Origin of the sequence: Lysinibacillus sp. FJAT-14745 (assembly GCF_001275675.1) — a bacterium.
Lineage (GTDB): Bacteria > Bacillota > Bacilli > Bacillales_A > Planococcaceae > Lysinibacillus.
In genome coordinates this window covers 75,721-93,291 of record NZ_LITM01000015.1, presented here as the reverse complement: position 1 = coordinate 93,291, position 17,571 = coordinate 75,721, and the positions used below count along the sequence as shown (strand labels likewise).

General features: G+C 36.6%; 14 protein-coding genes, 1 pseudogene and 1 riboswitch. Of the genes and pseudogenes, 9 read left to right on the top strand and 6 right to left on the bottom strand.

The genetic code is table 11. From position 1 onward, the window contains the following. Positions 1-204: 204 nt before the first annotated feature. The 4 genes and pseudogenes from AMS59_RS20390 to parE all read right to left on the bottom strand — a co-directional run bounded on the left by AMS59_RS20390 (position 205) and on the right by parE (position 5,296). Complete coding sequence (locus AMS59_RS20390; RefSeq protein WP_053485552.1) at positions 205-639, bottom strand: HEAT repeat domain-containing protein; 435 nt, start codon at positions 637-639, stop codon at positions 205-207. 15 nt (positions 640-654) lie between these two features. Then, positions 655-828: pseudogene (locus AMS59_RS26455) on the bottom strand (IS1595 family transposase); the annotation flags it as partial. 62 nt (positions 829-890) lie between these two features. Beyond that, positions 891-3,323 carry a DNA topoisomerase IV subunit A gene (parC, locus tag AMS59_RS20380; protein WP_053485550.1) on the bottom strand — a complete coding sequence of 811 codons (2,433 nt, stop codon included), beginning with the start codon at positions 3,321-3,323 and terminating at the stop codon, positions 891-893. Continuing rightward, a complete protein-coding gene (gene parE, locus AMS59_RS20375; protein WP_053485549.1) occupies positions 3,320-5,296 on the bottom strand; it encodes a DNA topoisomerase IV subunit B in 1,977 nt (658 codons plus the stop codon). Before parE ends, parC begins: the two co-directional genes overlap by 4 nt. 685 nt (positions 5,297-5,981) lie before the next feature. Here parE and plsY point away from each other — a divergent pair. The 7 genes from plsY to AMS59_RS24510 all read left to right on the top strand — a co-directional run bounded on the left by plsY (position 5,982) and on the right by AMS59_RS24510 (position 13,747). Further along, the gene (gene plsY, locus AMS59_RS20370) at positions 5,982-6,584 is read left to right on the top strand and encodes a glycerol-3-phosphate 1-O-acyltransferase PlsY (protein WP_053485548.1); all 603 of its coding nucleotides are present in this window, start codon (positions 5,982-5,984) and stop codon (positions 6,582-6,584) included. Between the two features lie 18 nt (positions 6,585-6,602). Next, entirely contained in the window at positions 6,603-6,893 is a 291-nt protein-coding gene (locus AMS59_RS20365; protein ID WP_053485547.1) for a HesB/YadR/YfhF family protein, read from the top strand. 128 nt (positions 6,894-7,021) lie between these two features. Then, the gene (locus AMS59_RS20360) at positions 7,022-8,569 is read left to right on the top strand and encodes a spore germination protein (RefSeq protein ID WP_053485546.1); all 1,548 of its coding nucleotides are present in this window, start codon (positions 7,022-7,024) and stop codon (positions 8,567-8,569) included. A 14-nt stretch (positions 8,570-8,583) separates the two neighbouring features. Further along, positions 8,584-9,783 (top strand): Ger(x)C family spore germination protein, encoded by a 1,200-nt coding sequence (locus tag AMS59_RS20355; protein WP_053485545.1) that lies wholly within the window; start codon positions 8,584-8,586, stop codon positions 9,781-9,783. Between the two features lie 3 nt (positions 9,784-9,786). Beyond that, positions 9,787-10,020 (top strand): hypothetical protein, encoded by a 234-nt coding sequence (locus AMS59_RS20350; protein WP_053485544.1) that lies wholly within the window; start codon positions 9,787-9,789, stop codon positions 10,018-10,020. A gap of 40 nt (positions 10,021-10,060) precedes the next feature. Beyond that, positions 10,061-11,611, top strand: coding sequence for an endospore germination permease (locus tag AMS59_RS20345; RefSeq protein ID WP_082337592.1), 1,551 nt, complete (start codon positions 10,061-10,063; stop codon positions 11,609-11,611). Between the two features lie 228 nt (positions 11,612-11,839). Further along, positions 11,840-13,747: an endospore germination permease gene (locus AMS59_RS24510; RefSeq protein ID WP_082337591.1), complete on the top strand. Its 1,908-nt coding sequence runs from the start codon at positions 11,840-11,842 to the stop codon at positions 13,745-13,747. An 85-nt stretch (positions 13,748-13,832) separates the two neighbouring features. On the opposite strand, the gene metA is transcribed toward AMS59_RS24510, so the two are convergent. Next, positions 13,833-14,768: a homoserine O-succinyltransferase gene (gene metA / locus AMS59_RS20335; RefSeq protein WP_053485543.1), complete on the bottom strand. Its 936-nt coding sequence runs from the start codon at positions 14,766-14,768 to the stop codon at positions 13,833-13,835. A gap of 158 nt (positions 14,769-14,926) precedes the next feature. Next, positions 14,927-15,037, bottom strand: a riboswitch (SAM riboswitch). Positions 15,038-15,231: 194 nt separating this feature from the next. Between metA and AMS59_RS20330 the strand changes: the two genes are divergently transcribed. Then, entirely contained in the window at positions 15,232-15,603 is a 372-nt protein-coding gene (locus AMS59_RS20330; protein ID WP_053485542.1) for a nucleotide excision repair endonuclease, read from the top strand. 67 nt (positions 15,604-15,670) lie between these two features. On the opposite strand, the gene AMS59_RS20325 is transcribed toward AMS59_RS20330, so the two are convergent. Beyond that, positions 15,671-16,453, bottom strand: a complete 783-nt coding sequence (locus tag AMS59_RS20325; RefSeq protein ID WP_053485541.1) for a TrmB family transcriptional regulator — start codon at positions 16,451-16,453, stop codon at positions 15,671-15,673. A 125-nt stretch (positions 16,454-16,578) separates the two neighbouring features. On the opposite strand from AMS59_RS20325, the gene AMS59_RS20320 reads away from it, so the two are divergent. Further along, a complete protein-coding gene (locus AMS59_RS20320) occupies positions 16,579-17,361 on the top strand; it encodes a TSUP family transporter (protein WP_053485540.1) in 783 nt (260 codons plus the stop codon). Positions 17,362-17,571 lie beyond the last annotated feature (210 nt).

Sequence of the window (17,571 nt, the reverse complement as noted above, 5' to 3'; positions counted from 1 at the left end):
ACATAAACCCATTGTCCCCTGATAGTAAGTACTTATCACTGCAAATTCTAAATTTTTGACATTTACTGTAACATAAGATTCGATTTTCATTTTTTACCTCAAATTAAGTACTAAGGAGAATTAGATTAAAGAATAAATTTATAAAGCTACCTTCATATTTTTAAACCGATGTTTTCGTAAACTTTGTTGCTTTTAAAGGATTTATTAAAACCATTTTTTCTCATAGGCGATTAAAGCTCTTTTTCTAACATATTCAATTTCATCAAGTAAAAATTGATTAATGAGCATTTGTATTTCTTCGTTATCCTCATCTATCTCTCCAAGTCCATAAGCTATTTGCCACCTTGCATCGTGGTCTGGAAAGGAAACCGCGTATTTGGCAATGGATAATAGTTGTTTTGGATTGGCTATCAAATTTCCTATGATGATTTCACATTCATTGTCTCTCGCTAAAATATACAAAAATTCATTTAGAAGGTTTGAACTCCATTGTTCAATAGGAGTACCTTCTATTAGCTTATTTACATAATAATATATTCTGTCCCAATGGAGATATTCAGTCTCCCATTCACCAAAAGATAAATCTGTTGTTCTAGTCCAATTTCTAAACATATCTATCTCTATAAGCAATTCACGCACATTGTCGCCCCCTTATTAGGCTATTCTAAGCATTTGAACGGTTGTATTATTTTGATTTTGGCAAGCAGAAATAAGCATTTGTTCTACTTGTATTTCATTTGCTAAATGTTTATCTATTTCTAACCAACAAAACCAATAGAGATAATTATCAAGGTATTTTGTAGCTACACTTTGGAATTTTCTTATCCATATGAATACAGCTTTTAAAAAAAGCCCAGCTCTCAAAAAGAGCATGGGCTAGAAAATCAGTTTTATTTCTCTACTTTTTTGACTGCGAAGACATGTGAAATGGCACCGTCTGTAGCTATATCCACTTTAAAGGAGCCATTAGAATGGCGATCTGCTCGAGTTAAAGCTTGTACATCAAGGATCTCTTGCACACCTTTTTCCGTTTCGATTGTTAGTTGTTCCCCATCAGTGACCTTGACTACAGCCACGATACGATGTGGGTTCGCTTTTAATTCTGTTAACACTTTTAAGCCGCGTTTTGCACGACTCGTCATCTCTACTTCGGCAACATTCATTTTCTTCACCGCACCGCGCTGCGTCACAATCGCAACATAGGCCGTGTCATTTGGCGGTAAAACATTGATGCCGACTAATGCTTCTCCGTCTTTCAGCGTAATTCCTTTGACGCCGCCTGTTTTCACACCTGTTACTGGTAATTCCTCCATTGGGAAACGAATTGCATAGGCAGTATCTGTCGTTAACATTAGTTCTACCTCGTCCGTCACGATATCCGCAAAAATCATTTCATCGCCTGACTTAACATTCATCGTTTTGATCGGCTTCGAGTAGCGTGTTACAGCATAATCTGCTACAGGTGAGCGTTTAATTTGTCCATCTTTCGTAGCCGTTAAAATATACGTATTGGCCTGTTCGAATGTTTCAAAACCGTATACAGCAATAATAGATTCATCTTCCCCGGTCGGCACAATACTTGAAATATGCTGACCAAGATCCTTCCAACGAATATCAGGTAGTTCATGGACAGGCTGATAAATATAATTGCCTCGATTTGTGAACAGTAATAGATGGTGCTGCGTATTTAAGTTTGCTTCATATAACAAATAATCGGAATCCTTCATCGCAAAATCCTGACCATTCGAAGCTGCATGTGAACGTGTAGATGTACGCTTAATATAGCCATCCTTTGTGACAGTCACTACGACCTCTTCACTTGGCACAAGGACATCTAACGTAATTTTGATTTCTTCAATTTCTTGTTCGATTTTTGAACGACGTGGCTCTGCAAAGCGCTTTTTAATGTCGAGTAATTCTTGTTTAATGACACGTACAAGTTTTGCTTCACTATTAAGAATACCTTCAAGCTTGGCGATCAGTTTATTTAATTCATCTTGTTCATTGCGAAGCTCTGTAATATCTGTATTTGTTAAACGGTATAATTGCAAGCTAACGATCGCCTCGGATTGCACTTCTGTAAAGTCAAACTTCACCTGTAAATTCGTTTTCGCATCTCGTTTATCATTAGAAGAACGAATCGTTGCAATGACTTCATCTAAAATGGACAGCGCCTTGATCAAGCCTTCAACAATATGTGAACGATCTTTAGCCTTTTGTAAATCATAAATGGAGCGGTTCGTCACGACTTCCTTTTGATGGGCAATATAAGAATCCAGTAACAATGGCAATGTCATCATTGTCGGACGACGATTATGGATCGCAATCATATTAAAATTATAAGCTACTTGTAAATCAGTTGTTTTGAACAAGTAATTTAAAATTCCTTGTCCAGGAATGTCTTTTTTCAGTTCAATGACAACACGTAGGCCGGTACGATCCGATTCATCACGAATTTCCGCAATTCCTTCAAGTCGTTTATCCACACGTTGCTCATCAATTTTCTTCACAAGATTTGCTTTATTGACATCATACGGTAATTCCGTAATAACGATTTGCTCTTTGCCGCCTTTAATTGGTTCAACGACTGCTTGAGCACGCACAATGATTTTACCGCGTCCTGTTTCGTACGCCTTTTTAATGCCATCGACACCTTGAATAATACCACCTGTTGGGAAATCCGGCCCTTTAATAACGGTCATTAATTCATCAACAGTCGTATTTGGGTTATCTAAGCGCATAAGAACACCGTCTAGCACCTCATCAAGTGCGTGAGGAGGGATGTCTGTCGCATAGCCGGCCGAAATACCCGTTGAGCCGTTAACTAGTAGGTTCGGGAAACGGGCTGGTAAAACAGTTGGCTCCATATCCTGATCATCAAAGTTTGGTACAAATTCAACGGTTTTCTTGCCAATATCGCGTAGCATTTCCGCTGCGATAGCAGAAAGTCTAGCCTCTGTATAACGCATCGCTGCCGGTGGATCACCATCAACAGAACCATTATTCCCATGCATTTCAATGAGCATATGACGCGCCTTCCAATCTTGACTCATGCGCACCATTGCTTCATATACTGAGCTGTCTCCGTGTGGGTGATAGTTACCGATAACATTACCGACAGTTTTTGCTGATTTACGGAATGGTTTATCGTTCGTATTGCCCTCTGTAAACATCGCAAATAAAATACGTCGTTGTACAGGCTTAAGACCGTCACGTGCATCAGGCAACGCGCGGTCTTGAATAATATATTTACTATAGCGACCAAAGCGGTCACCCATTACTTCTTCTAAAGGTAAATCTTGAAACTTTTCCGTACTACTCATGCTTGGTCCTCCTCTTGTTGGATGAATTCATTTTCTAAAATATTTGAATCATCCTCCATACCGAAGTTTACATTAGCTTCGATCCATTTACGGCGTGGCTCTACCTTATCGCCCATTAATGTTGTCACACGTCTTTCAGCACGTGCACCATCCTCAATCGTTACACGAATTAATGTACGCGTTTCAGGGTTCATTGTCGTATCCCACAGCTGGTCGGCATTCATCTCACCAAGACCTTTATAGCGCTGTAATATGTAACCCTTGCCAACTTTTTTAATGGCCTTTTGTAAATCATTTTCGGTCCAAGCATATTCAATAACTTCTTTTTTACCAGTACCCCTTGATACTTTATAAAGCGGTGGTAATGCGATAAATACCTTTCCAGCTTCAATCAATGGTCGCATATAGCGATAGAAGAACGTTAATAGCAGCACTTGAATATGCGCTCCGTCAGTATCAGCATCGGTCATAATAACGACTTTGTCATACGATGAATCCTCGACAGAGAAATCTGTTCCGACGCCAGCACCAATGGCATGGATAATCGTTGAAATTTCTTCGTTTTTCATAATATCTTGAAGCTTTGCTTTTTCTGTATTTATAACTTTACCACGCAATGGTAAAATCGCTTGGAATGTACGATCTCGTCCTTGTTTTGCAGAGCCTCCTGCAGAGTCACCTTCGACTAAATACAGCTCGTTTTTCGCCGCATTTCGAGATTGTGCAGGTGTTAATTTCCCAGAAAGGATCGTACTGCCTTTTTTACTCTTCTTGCCGTTTCGTGCATCTTCACGTGCCTTACGAGCCGCTTCACGTACTTGCTGCGCACGAATAGCTTTACGCACAAGAGATGCAGACAATTCAGCGTTTTCCTCAAGCACATATAAAATTTGCTCTGAGACAACACTATCTACTGCCGAACGTGCCTCACTTGTCCCGAGCTTACCCTTCGTTTGACCCTCGAATTGTAATAAATGCTCTGGTATACGAACAGAAACAATCGCCGCTAAGCCCTCTCGAATGTCTGTCCCTTCAAGATTTTTATCTTTATCTTTTAACAGACCAATTTTTCGTGCATATTCATTGAAAACACGTGTTAACGCTGCCTTGGCACCTGTTTCATGTGTCCCACCATCTCGTGTACGTACATTGTTAACAAATGAAAGGATTGTTTCTGAGTAGCCATCGTTGTATTGGAAGGCGAATTCTACTTCAATTTCGTCTTGAATTCCTTCTACATACTTAACGGGATGAAGTACATCTTTCTCCTCATTCAAATACGCAACGAAAGCTTCAATGCCGTTCTCATAAAAGAAAACATCACCTTTGCCTTCCTCGCGTTCATCGATTAACTCAATTTTTAAGCCTTTTAATAAAAATGCAGACTCACGTAAACGTTCTGCAAGCGTATCATAATTGTATTTTGTTACAGAGAAGATCGTGTCATCAGGTAGAAAATGAACAAGCGTTCCTGTCTGTTTTGTTTGTCCAATTTCTTCTAATGTCGTCACAGGATGGCCACCGTTTTCAAAACGTTGACGATACTTTTTACCGTCGCGGTGAATCGTTACTTCTAAAAAAGTAGATAAAGCATTAACAACAGAAGAACCTACACCGTGTAAGCCACCGCTTGTTTTATAGCCGCCCTGTCCGAATTTACCACCAGCATGTAAAACCGTAAAGATAATCTCTGGAGTTGGTTTCCCCATTTTATGCATACCTGTTGGCATTCCACGGCCGAAGTCTCGAACGCTGATACTTTGATCTTTATGAATCTTGACAATGATATGAGAACCAAAGCCAGCCAGTGCTTCATCCACCGCATTATCGACGATTTCATATACAAGGTGATGAAGTCCACGGCCATCTGTAGAACCGATATACATGCCGGGTCGTTTTCGTACCGCTTCTAATCCTTCTAATACTTGAATGGCGTCATCATTATAGACGCTTGGTGACTGTTTATTCGCCAAAAAATTTCCCCTCCAAAAAACAAACACATGTTCTATTTATGTTCTCTTCCTAATAATAATAGCATTTCCTAACAATATCTAGTGGCAGGCCCAATAAATTTTTAAAATTTCCTCACAGCATCATCGTTTTGATCTATTTTACCGGAAGAAAAGTTTGCAATAGTTGCTTTAATATGTATTAAGAACTCTTCTATTCCCTTGACGCAGGGCAGTAAACTTTAGTTGCATAAATAAAACAACAAATGACTAACTTCTGGTCATACTCTTTTTCAAAACGATACCATTCGCTGAGGGCTTTGAACTTTCATTCAAAAGCATTTGAATATTCTCTGAAAAATATACAGGTACAGTAATAAATGGGTTTCTTCTGTCTAAAGAAGATTCATACTTGCTTACTCTAGAAATTAAAGATAGACTTCTATTCTACCAAAGGAATGGGTGATTGACAAAATTGCCATTCTACCTATATTTTTAGAAAGGGCTTTCTTGCTGACTCCAAGAATCATGTCAAAAAGCCTAACCTACAGTCAAATACAAATTAAATCCCTTGAAAAATAGTTATCTTTTGTAATGAATTCAAGATTCACTTAGAAATATCCTTCATGACATTGTAGATTGTAGAGAAAAAGTGTAGAATATTTGTTACATATTATTAGTACCAAGTGATAATGAAAGGAGTCCAGCTATGCTAAATGGACTTATTATTTTATGTGCTTATCTAATCGGCTCGATACCTTCTGGATTATGGATAGGCAAAATTTTTTATAAAACGGATATTCGTCAACATGGAAGTGGCAATTTAGGTGCGACAAATACTTTTCGTATTTTAGGAAAAAAAGCAGGACTAGTCGTAACGATTATGGATGTCTTAAAAGGTACAGCAGCCGTATTACTCGTAGCTCTTCCAATTTTCTCTGATGTCTCTATCCACTCGCTAATACTTGGACTAGTAGCCGTTATTGGTCATATGTTCCCGATCTTTGCAGGTTTTCGTGGAGGGAAAGCGGTGGCAACATCAGCAGGAGTTCTCTTAGGATATTCATGGCCTCTATTTGTCTTACTATTTATCGCTTTTATTGTAACATTAAAAATAACGAAGATCGTAAGTTTAACTTCCATGATTGCCGCTTTAGTAGCACTTATTTATTCAATCGTTTATTATTTTGTTACAGGTGATTTTGCGTTAGGTATTTTAGTAGCATGTTTATTTACCTTTATCATGTATCGTCACCGAGCAAATATTGCCCGCATTAAAAATGGTACCGAGCCAAAGGTGAAATGGCTGTAACGGAAAGAGGAGATTCGAATGAATATCGTACTAACAGATGAAGCCCAAAAATGGTTTAAGCAAGAGATGGAAGTAGAATCCGGAGATACTATACGGTTTTATGCTAGATATGGTGGTTCCAATCCTTTTCACGAAGGCTTTTCTCTTGGTATGACACGTGAAGAACCAATCAACATTGGTGTAAAGACAGTTATTGACGATGTTACCTATTATATTGATGAAAAAGATTTATGGTTTTTCAATGATCACAATTTATATGTAGATGTGGATGCTACAAATGACGAATTAAAATATGACTATAAAAAATAAAGCAGTGTTTCCTTTCGTTTATACGAAGGGAACACTGCTTTTTTAGTTGAATTTCATTCCAACCTTGGTTTATCTTCTCTCAAAATTGTACATTCTATTGTTATGTAAAAACTTGAGGAGGAATGAAAATGTCTATTTCTAAAATTACTGATACCTCCCAAAACAACGACCAACTGTATAGTTCTCTTTCACAAAATTTGAAAATGATTAAAAACACACTTGGGAATAGTGATGACCTTATCATACGAGAAATTACCATTGGAAAAGCTGAAAAATATGCTTTCGCGATTATCTATGTAGATGGCTTAACCGATAAGATAAGCATTTCTGATTCTGTAATTGATAAACTAATGCTTGATATTGAGGCAAGTGATGAGACAGAAACAGATAAGATTATTCGCTATTTAAGAGATTCTTGTTTAACAGTCGGCGATGTTAATGATATTTTCAATTTTTCAACATTGTACAATTCGATTTTGAATGGTGATACGGTCATATTATTAGATGAATCTTCAACTGGTATCGTCACAAGTACAAAAGGCGCAAAAGATAGAGCCGTTATGGAGCCATCAACAGAGTCGGTTATTAGAGGTCCAAGGGAATCCTTTACGGAAACGTTACGTACGAACACTGCCCTGATCCGCCGAAAAATTAAAAGTCCGAATCTCTGGATCAAGTCCCGTATAATCGGTGAAGTAACAAAAACGGATGTTGCTGTTATGTATTTAAATGATATTGCGAATGACAAAATTGTAGCAGAGGTTCTTGCCCGATTAGATCGTATTAATATCGATGGTATTTTAGAAAGCGGCTATATCGAAGATTTTATTCAAGATTCAAAATACTCAATATTCCCTACGGTTTATAATTCTGAACGACCTGATGTTATAGCTGGTGAAATATTAGACGGAAAAATTGCTATTTTAGTGGACGGTTCACCGTTTGTCCTAATTGTACCTGCCCTTTTTACATCCTTTTTACAATCTGCTGAAGATTATTATCAGCATTGGATGATTAGTACGCTTGTACGCCTTTTGAGATTTTTTGGAATAAGCTTAGCTTTGGTGGCACCATCTCTTTACGTAGCTATCACTACCTTCCATCAAGAAATGCTACCAACCGCTATGCTGATAAGTGTTGCATCTCAACGAGAAGGAGTTCCCTTCCCTGCCATAGTCGAGGCACTCATTATGGAGGTTGCATTCGAGGTGTTAAGAGAAGCAGGTCTTCGAATGCCAAGAACCATTGGACCAGCCGTATCCATTGTTGGAACATTAGTGATCGGTCAAGCTGCCGTAGAGGCTGGAATTGTATCAGCCGTAATGGTTATTATTGTGGCATTAACAGCCATTTGTAGCTTCCTGTTCCCTGCTTACAGCTTATCGAATACAGTTCGTGCTCTTCGTTTCCCATTAATGATTTTAGCTTCAATACTTGGATTGTTTGGTTTAATGTTCGGGCTTATGATTATCGTCCTACACTTATGCAGCATACGAACGTTCGGTGTTCCATATTTAAGTCCATTCGGCCCATTAATTCTAAAAGATCAAAAAGACGCACTAGTGTTGTTCCCGCGTAGAGCTTTATTGACTCGACCACGCTTAATTAGTCAAAAAAATACTGTCAGGGGTCATAAATATTTCGATACGAAAAAAAGGAATCAATCGAATGTGTAAACGAGGAATGAACGATGTCAAAATTTAAGGCAATATGTTTACTAATGATTCTTACGTTGCTTTTAAGTGGTTGCTGGAGTAAGCGTGAACTCAATGAATTAGCGATTGTTGCAGCATTAGGAATAGATAAAGTAGATGATGAATTTAAAATAACTGTTCAAGTTGTGGTTCCTGGTGAAATTTCTTCAAAACAGCCTTCTTCAGGGCGATCACCCGTTATTACCTATCATTCAACAGGTGCGACGGTCTTTGAGGCCATTAGAAAAATGACAACAGTAACAGCAAGAAAACTTTATTTTTCTCATCTTCAAATAGTTGTGCTCGGCGACGAATTGGCAAAAGAAGGAATTAACGAAACATTAGATTTGATTTCAAGAGATCATGAATTCAGAAATGATTTCGAAGTCATCGTTGCCAATGTCGCGACTGCCGATGAAGTGTTAAATGTATTAACACCTATCGAAAAAGTACCAGCTAATAAATTACTAAATTCTCTTAAAACGTCGGAGAAAACGTGGGGTACAACCGAATCCATTAAAATTGATGAATTAATCAATACTATAAATAATAAAACAACAAGCGTAGTCATTTCTGCCATTGAAATACAAGGGAATAAAAATGTTGGCATGGAACAAACGAATGTTAAAAGATCGAAATCTCCTGTGCTATTGAAGTATACGGGCTTAGCTGTTTTTAAAAAAGGTAAACTCATTGGTCTTTTAACGGAAGATGAGAGTAGAAGCCTAAGTTTTTTAAGGGACAAAATACAAAGTACAATTGAAATTCTTGCTTGCCCTAAGGGAGATACGTTAGCAACAGAGATTACGCACTCAAAGACGAAAATAAAAGGTAAATTTGAAAATGGAGCTCCAAAAATCAATGTTTCTATAGATGTTAACCAAAATGTCGGAGAAGTTCTATGTAAAATAGACCTTACCAAAGAAAAATCGATTCACTTCATAAATAAAAAAACAGAAGAACTTATTAAAAAACGAATCGAAGAAACAATCCGTTCAGTTCAGCAAAATTACAGGGTCGATATTTTTGGTTTTGGTGAGGAACTTCATCGTACAAATCCTAAAGAGTGGAAAAAAATTAAAAAAGACTGGCTAACGATATTTCAAGAGCTACCAGTGAAAGTTGAAGTACATGTCAATACACAAGGAGTAGGAACGATGGAAAACTCATTAGTGAGTAAGTCGAAGGGAGAATAAGCCATGATTATGACGATATTCATACTAATAATTTCTGCTGTTATTGCCTTTGCCTTCATTCCAAAATTAAAAAAAAATAAAGAAACGAAAACGATTGTTATTTTTTCGATATTTTTATTAATCGGCGCTGCATTAAATATTGCGGTCTCATTAAGGATCAAAATTCCAAGCCCACTTGATTTGATTACCTTTATTTTTTCACCTATTAAAGATTTAATCGTCTCCCTGACAAAATAATAAAGGAACTTTATGTTAAGAGAAAGGGGTAGCGTTCATATTGGAAAAAGAAATAATTAGTTCAAGACAATTTATGATCATTACCCTTCTCTTTTCAATTGGGACAGCCATTTTAATTCTCCCTGCTAGTGTAACGATCGAAGCAAAGCAAGATGCATGGATTGCATCTATCATCGGTGTCGTTTTAAGTTTTCCCGTAATAAAGCTTTTCATTGCTTTCGGAAATAGAACACCTACCCTTACATTTGTAGAGGCTAATGAAAAGATACTAGGTCGTTTTTTCGGAAAATTTACTTCGATTGGCTTTATTATTATAGCCCTTCTTTCTGCCGGTGAATTATTATATTTCATTGGTATTTTCATGAAAACGGAAATTATGCCAGAAACACCTACTTTGGCCTTTGCATTTCTGTTCAGTATTATCATTATTTATGCTGCATTTCTCGGAATTGAAGTTTTTGCCCGTTCTGCAGAAGTACTATTTCCTATATTTATTTTAATTTTTATTTTCTTTATAGTTTGTATTTCACCGTCCGTCCATATGGAAAATTTACAGCCAATAATGGAAACGCCAAAAAAATCAATATTCTTTAGTATGATTCGATTTATAAGTCTTTTTTCATTCCCACTTGCTATGTTATTAACGATTTTCCCTTCCGCAGTTAACGTCCAAAAATCTGCACAAAAAGGTTTTTACATTGGCACAATTCTTGGAGGGTTTGTCTTAGTTACTATCATTACACTGTGTATCCTTGTCCTAGGTCCGGCAAATACAGCTTCTAGGACATTTCCAAGCTATTCATTAGCTCAAAGAATTTCAATCGGGAATTTTTTGCAGCGTATTGAAGTTATTATGGCAACCATGTGGATTATAACAATTTATATTAGAACTTTTATGTACTTTTATGCTGCGGTGATCGGTATCGGACAACTATTTAAAATCAAAAATCATCGACCGCTCATTTTTCCACTCGGAATGATTATCCTTGGACTTTCACAAATTGTTCATCCTAATATTATTCATTCAGATATTTACAATAGAGACACATGGCCTATATTTTCCTTCGTTTTCATGATTTTATTACCATTAATTTTATTAATCGTCGCGAAGATTCGCAAAATTAACGGTAATCAAGGAACTAATACGAAAAGTAATTGTAGCGCACAGAATGAAAGTGGTAGTAATAACGGTAATTCTACCCAAGGTGTAGGTAGCAATAATAACGATAATTCTTCACAGAGTAATAGTAGTAGCGCTGGCGGTAATTCTACACAAAATGAAAGTAACAGTAATAACGATAATTCTACTCAAAGTAATAGTACCAGCGCTGGTGGTAATACTACACAAAATGAAAGTAATAGTAATGACGTTAATTGTACTCAAAATGAGAGTAGCAACGCTGGCGGTAATACTACACAAAATGAAAGTAATAGTAATGACGTTAATTCTACTCAAAGGGATAGTAGCAGCCATAGCGAAAATCCTTCACCGAGCAAAAGTGATAACTCTTCAAGCAATACTACACAGAATGATAGCGATACTGGCAATACTCCAAACAGTGATAAAAATAAAGATTCTCCAGAAAGTTAACAGCAAAGCGAAAAAAAGGAATCAAACGAATGATTCCAAAATTTTTAAAAATAAAGAAACGAAAACGATTGTTATTTTTTCGATTTTTTTATTGATCGGCGCTGCATTATTACGATAAAATTCCAAGCCCACTAGACTTGCTTACTTTTATTTTTTCACCAATTAAAGATTTCATTGTCTCCCTGACAAAATAATAAGGAACTTTTAAGAAAAAGGGGTAGTGTTCATATGGAAAAAGAAATAATTAGCTCAAGACAATTTATGATCATTACCCTTCTCTCTTCAATCGGGACTGCCATTTTAATTAGCCCTGCTAGTGTAACAAGTGAAGCAAAACAAGATGCCTGGATTGCAGCGATCATTAGTGTCGTTTTAAGTTTACTCATAATAAAGCTTTTCGTTACTCTAGGAAAACGGACACCTACCCTTACATTTGTAGAGGCTAATGAAAAGATATTAGGTCGCTTTTTCGGAAAAATAACTTCGATTGGCTTTATTATTCTATCCTTTCTCTCTGCCGGTGAATTATTATATTTCATTGGCATTTTTATGAAAACATCAGTTATGCCTGAAACACCTACGATGGCCTTTGCTTTTCTGTTCAGTATTATTATTATTTATGCAGCATTTCTCGGAATTGAAGTTTTTGCCCGTTCTGCAGAAGTACTATTCCCAATGTTTATTTTAATTTTTATTTTTTTTGTAGTTTGTATTTCACCGTCCGTCCATATGGAAAATCTACAGCCAATATTGGAGACACCAGCAAAATCATTATTCTTTAGTATTATTCGATTAATAAGTATTTTTTCATTCCCACTTGTCATATTATTAATGATTTTTCCTTCTACTGTTAACGTCCATGAATCAGCACAAAAAGGTTTTTACATTGGAACAATTCTTGGAGGGGTTGTCTTAATTGCTATCATCACACTTGCTATCCTTGTCCTAAGTCCAACAAATACTGCTGCTAGAACATTTCCTAGCTATTCATTAGCCCAAAGAATTTCAATCGGGAATTTTTTGCAGCGTATTGAAGTTATTATGGCAGCCATGTGGATAATATCAATTTATATTAAAACTTTTATGTTTTTTTACGCTGGGGTCATCGGCATCGCACAAATATGTAACATTAACAATCATCGACCGCTCATTTTTCCATTCGGCATGATTATCCTTGGACTTTCACAAATTGTTCATCCTAGTATCATTCATTCAGATATTTACAATAAAGAAACATGGCCTATATTTTCCTTCATTTTCGCGATTTTATTACCATTAGTTTTACTACTCGTCGCTAAGATTCGCAAAATCAATGGGAATCAAGAAAATGCTTCACAGTGTCTAAGTAGTAGTAATAACGAAAATGCTTCACAGAATGCAAGTAACAGTAATAGCGAAAATGCTTCGCAAAGTGCAAGTAGCAACAATAACGAAAATACCACACAGTGTGTAACTAGTAGTAATAACGAAAATGCTTCACAGAATGAAAATAGTAATGGTGGAAATGCTTCACAAAGTGAAAGTAGCAGCAATAACGAAAATGCTTCGCAAAGTGCAAGTAGCAACAATAACGAAAATACCACACAGTGTGTAACTAGTAGTAATAACGAAAATACTTCGCAAAGTGCAAGTAGCACCAATAAACAAAATGCTTCACAGAATGCAAGCAACAGTAATAACGAAATTACTTCACAAAGTGCAAGCAACAGTAATAGCGAAAATGCTTCGCAAAGTGCAAGTAGCAGCAATAACGAAAATACTTCACAGAATGCAAGCAGTAGTAATAACGAAAATACTTCGCAAAGTGCAAGTAGCAGCAATAATGAAAATGCTTCGCAAAGTGCAAATAGCATCAATAACGAAAATCCAACACAGTGTGTAACTGGTAGTAATAACGAAAATGCTTCACAAAATGCAAGCAACAGTAATAGCGAAAATGCTTCACAGAATGCAAGTAACAGTGATAGCGAAAATGCTTCGCAAAGTGCAAGTAGCAGCAATAACGAAAATACTTCACAGAATGCAAGCAGTAGTAATAACGAAAATACCATAAAGAGTGAAAATGCTACACAGAATGATAGCGATACCGGCAATATTCCAAACAGTGATAAAAATAAAAATTCCCCAGAAAATTAACCGCATAATGTGGTTAAAAAATGATGACCCTGAAATGATCAAGGTCATCATTTTTTCTTTCCAATCTGTTGAACGACTTTAAATATTAAATATGGTATTCAATCTCATCAACGAAATCCCATTCGTATGGTGTTTCTTGGTAAACATAGTAGTTCAACCAATTCGAGAATAATAAATGTGTATGGGCTCGCCACGAATTAATAGGTTCATTTGCTGGATTATCATTTGGGAAGTAATTAACTGGTACATCAATATCTAATCCTTTTGCAACATCACGACTATATTCATCTGCTAAAGTAGTCGCATCATATTCAAGGTGACCGGTAATCATAATGTTTTTATTATCTTTAGATTGCACAATGAAAACACCAGCATCTTCTGAATAAGATAGTAATCGTATATCAGGATGGTTAAGTACTTCATCAATTGATACAGATGTATAACGTGAATGTGGTGCCGTAAATGAATCACTAAAGCCTCGTACTAAATCCACGGTTAAATCCGTAATGACATGAGAATATACCCCTGAGCATTTAGCAGGAAGCTCAATTTTGCCGATACCGTAATGATGATATAATGCTGCCTGTGCACCCCAACATATATGTAAGACCGATGTTACGTTTGTTTTGGACCAATCCATAATTTCTGAAATTTCTTGCCAGTAGTTCACTTCTTCAAATGCCATTTTTTCTACTGGTGCACCCGTAATAATCATGCCATCATAGCGGCGATGACGAATTTGATTGAAGGTCGTGTAAAATAACTGTAAATGTGATTTACTAACATTTTTCGATTCATGCGTAGCTGTATTTAAAAATGTAATATTCACTTGTAACGGTGTATTACCTAATAAACGTAGTAATTGTAGCTCTGTTTTTTCTTTTTCCGGCATTAAATTAAAAATTAATATATTTAACGGACGGATTTGTTGAGTTTTTGCCCTATCCTCTTCCATTACGAAGATTTTTTCCTCACGTAAATGTTCTCCAGCTGGTAAGTTTTTCGGAATATTAATTGGCATCTTGCATTCCCCTCTCTTTAATTTCTCTCTGTTAAAATCATTTAGTGCTTGAATAACAATGAACGGGCCCTGCGCAAAGTTGATTATGTCAAACGATGAAATTAAAAAATCCCCCTCATTCCATTTGAGATAGAATGAGAAGGATTTTTCCACGTTCACTCTTATCTCTCAAAGGACAAATCCTTTGCTGGAATTAGCACCTTTCTAACTTTTGTTAGAGGTTGCTGAAGCGTCATCGGGCCAAATCCCTCAACTTCTCATGATAAGATTATTTAATTAAAAAGAATTGTAACATGAACAATTAAGAATATCAATAATACATAGAATATTTCGTTATTAATCATGCATGTCATTATGCAATTTGTTAAACACTAATTCTGAAGCGAACTATGTTTATTCTATGGTAAACATGCTGTAATTATGTTAACATATACCTTTAGTAACAGAGAGGAACGTGAATAGTTTGATTAAAATTGAATTTCCAAAACCAGATTTAGTAATTCGCCAACGCGAACAAGATTTAAAGCCAGGTGATGTACCAATCACACCATACCATGGTTTTATTGATTTCCATAAAATTACACGTGAAAACGGTGGTATTTTCTTATTCTACAATGAAGAGAACGAACTATTATTTGTCGGTAAAGCACGTAAAATTCGTCAACGTATTAAAAAGCATTTCGAGGACAATGTGTCACCAATGAAAAATCATCGTGATGAAATTTTCAAAATTGAAGTGTATGAAGTGGAAGATCCAATGGAACGTGAAATTTATGAAACATACGCGATCAATTCATTCCGCGCTAAATACAATGTTGATAAAGTATTTTATTAATATGTAACGAAAAAAAGAATCTGCTCGCCTTCTGTAATGATGGCTTGCAGATTCTTTTTCAATACTTTCATTCTAAGAAAAAGGCTTTACGTTCTTTAGTAATCCATTCTCCAAGCTCCTTATCATCGCGCTTTAATAGTCGATTGACAAGCACGTCATGCCATATATAATCCTCCAATAAATAAATATGAACAGGATCATTTGTAATAAAAGCCGTTTCCTGATTTGACGGTGAGTGACCATAAATCATCTGCTGGCCATCTATCGATAAAATAAACCAATGAGGTGTAGACGCATTTCTCGTATAGCGAGTGATACGGTGCTGGTCAATGGAAGCTAAATGGTCCTCCACATACAAGGTAATTCCATGAACAGGGATATGCTTCGCGACCTCATGTATATCTTCTCGCAATACTTCATACATATCTTCCCACATTGATAATAGTACTTTTTTCTCCGCCTTTTTTAATAATGACTGACAGTAATTAACGATTGCCTCTTTTCCTTTTAGCGTGACAACCTTATGCTCCGCTTCCTGCTCTTTTACCTCTAATTTTTCTAATTGATCACTGATTGACGTGAAATTCGATTGCCAACGATGATGAATTTGTTGTAAAAACACAGCGACAGGAATGGAAGAGTAAGTCGTTTGATCGGCAGTTTCTTCTTTCAGTACTAACCCTTTTTCTACGAGTACATCGAGTATGTCATATATTCTTGCACGTGGGATACCGGAGTTTTTACTTACTTGATAGGCACTAACATGACTATTTTGTACGAGTGCAGTATAAGCCTTTGCTTCATATTCTGTGAATCCCAGTTCTTTTAATTGGGCGATTAATTCAACCATTCGATCCCTCCATTTCCTTTATTATAGTTTAAGGTGATGAACATAAGCCAATGAAAAAATTAGTCTTTACAGCTCCACGAAATATAGTTACTATTTGAGTAGTAACTATATAAAGAGGTGTAAACATGCTATTTGAAGTAGATTTAAATGTAGTCATATTATTAATATCTTTTGGATTTTTAGCGGCCTTTGTGGATGCAGTTGTCGGTGGTGGCGGCTTAATTGCCTTACCTGCTTTAATGTTTGCTGGTTTAAATCCAGCAGCAGCCGTAGCGACCAATAAACTTGCCGGTACCATGGGTTCTTTGACATCTACCATTTCTTTTTATCGTTCCGGTCAGCTAAAAATTCGTTCAGTTATCAAATACTTTCCCCTAGCCTTTATAGGATCACTTTTTGGAGCTTGGACTGTACATTTAATCAATCCTGAATTACTAAAACCACTTATGCTCATAATGCTTGCTGCTGTTGCAATCTATACAATCTTTAAAAAAGACTGGGGTTCAGTAGCTGCGGTCAAAAATTTAAAGTTTACACACTTAGTTTTATTCATGCTGTTGTTATTTAGCATTGGTTTTTATGATGGATTTCTTGGTCCAGGAACTGGCTCGTTTTTAATATTTAGCTTTTTATTAGTCGGCTTCGATTTCTTAAAGGCAGCAGGCAATGCCAAATTTTTAAACTTAGCAAGTAATTTTGCCGGTCTTTTAATGTTCGCCTACTTAGGTCAGATTCATTATGTCTATGGTTTACTGATGGGTATAGCTCAAATTGCCGGTGCAATGGTAGGCTCGCGTGTTGCGATAAAAAAAGGTAGTGGCTTTGTCCGCGTATTATTTATTATCGCTACGATTACATTGTTAACTAAAAATGCTTATGATTACATAAAAAACGCTGTAGATATCTAGTTCTACGGCGTTTTAATTTTCTTTGGGCGTTCTATCCTTCATTTCGGAGAGGCGCTTTCTGCCACTTTGGAGGCGCTATCCATCATTTCGGAGGTTTGATCCGTCGTTTCAGTGGTTCTTTCCGTCACTTCGGAGGTTTCATCCGTCGCTTCGGAGGTTCTTTCCGTCACTTCAAGTTCTTTCCGTCGCTCCGGAGGGTCTATCCGTCGC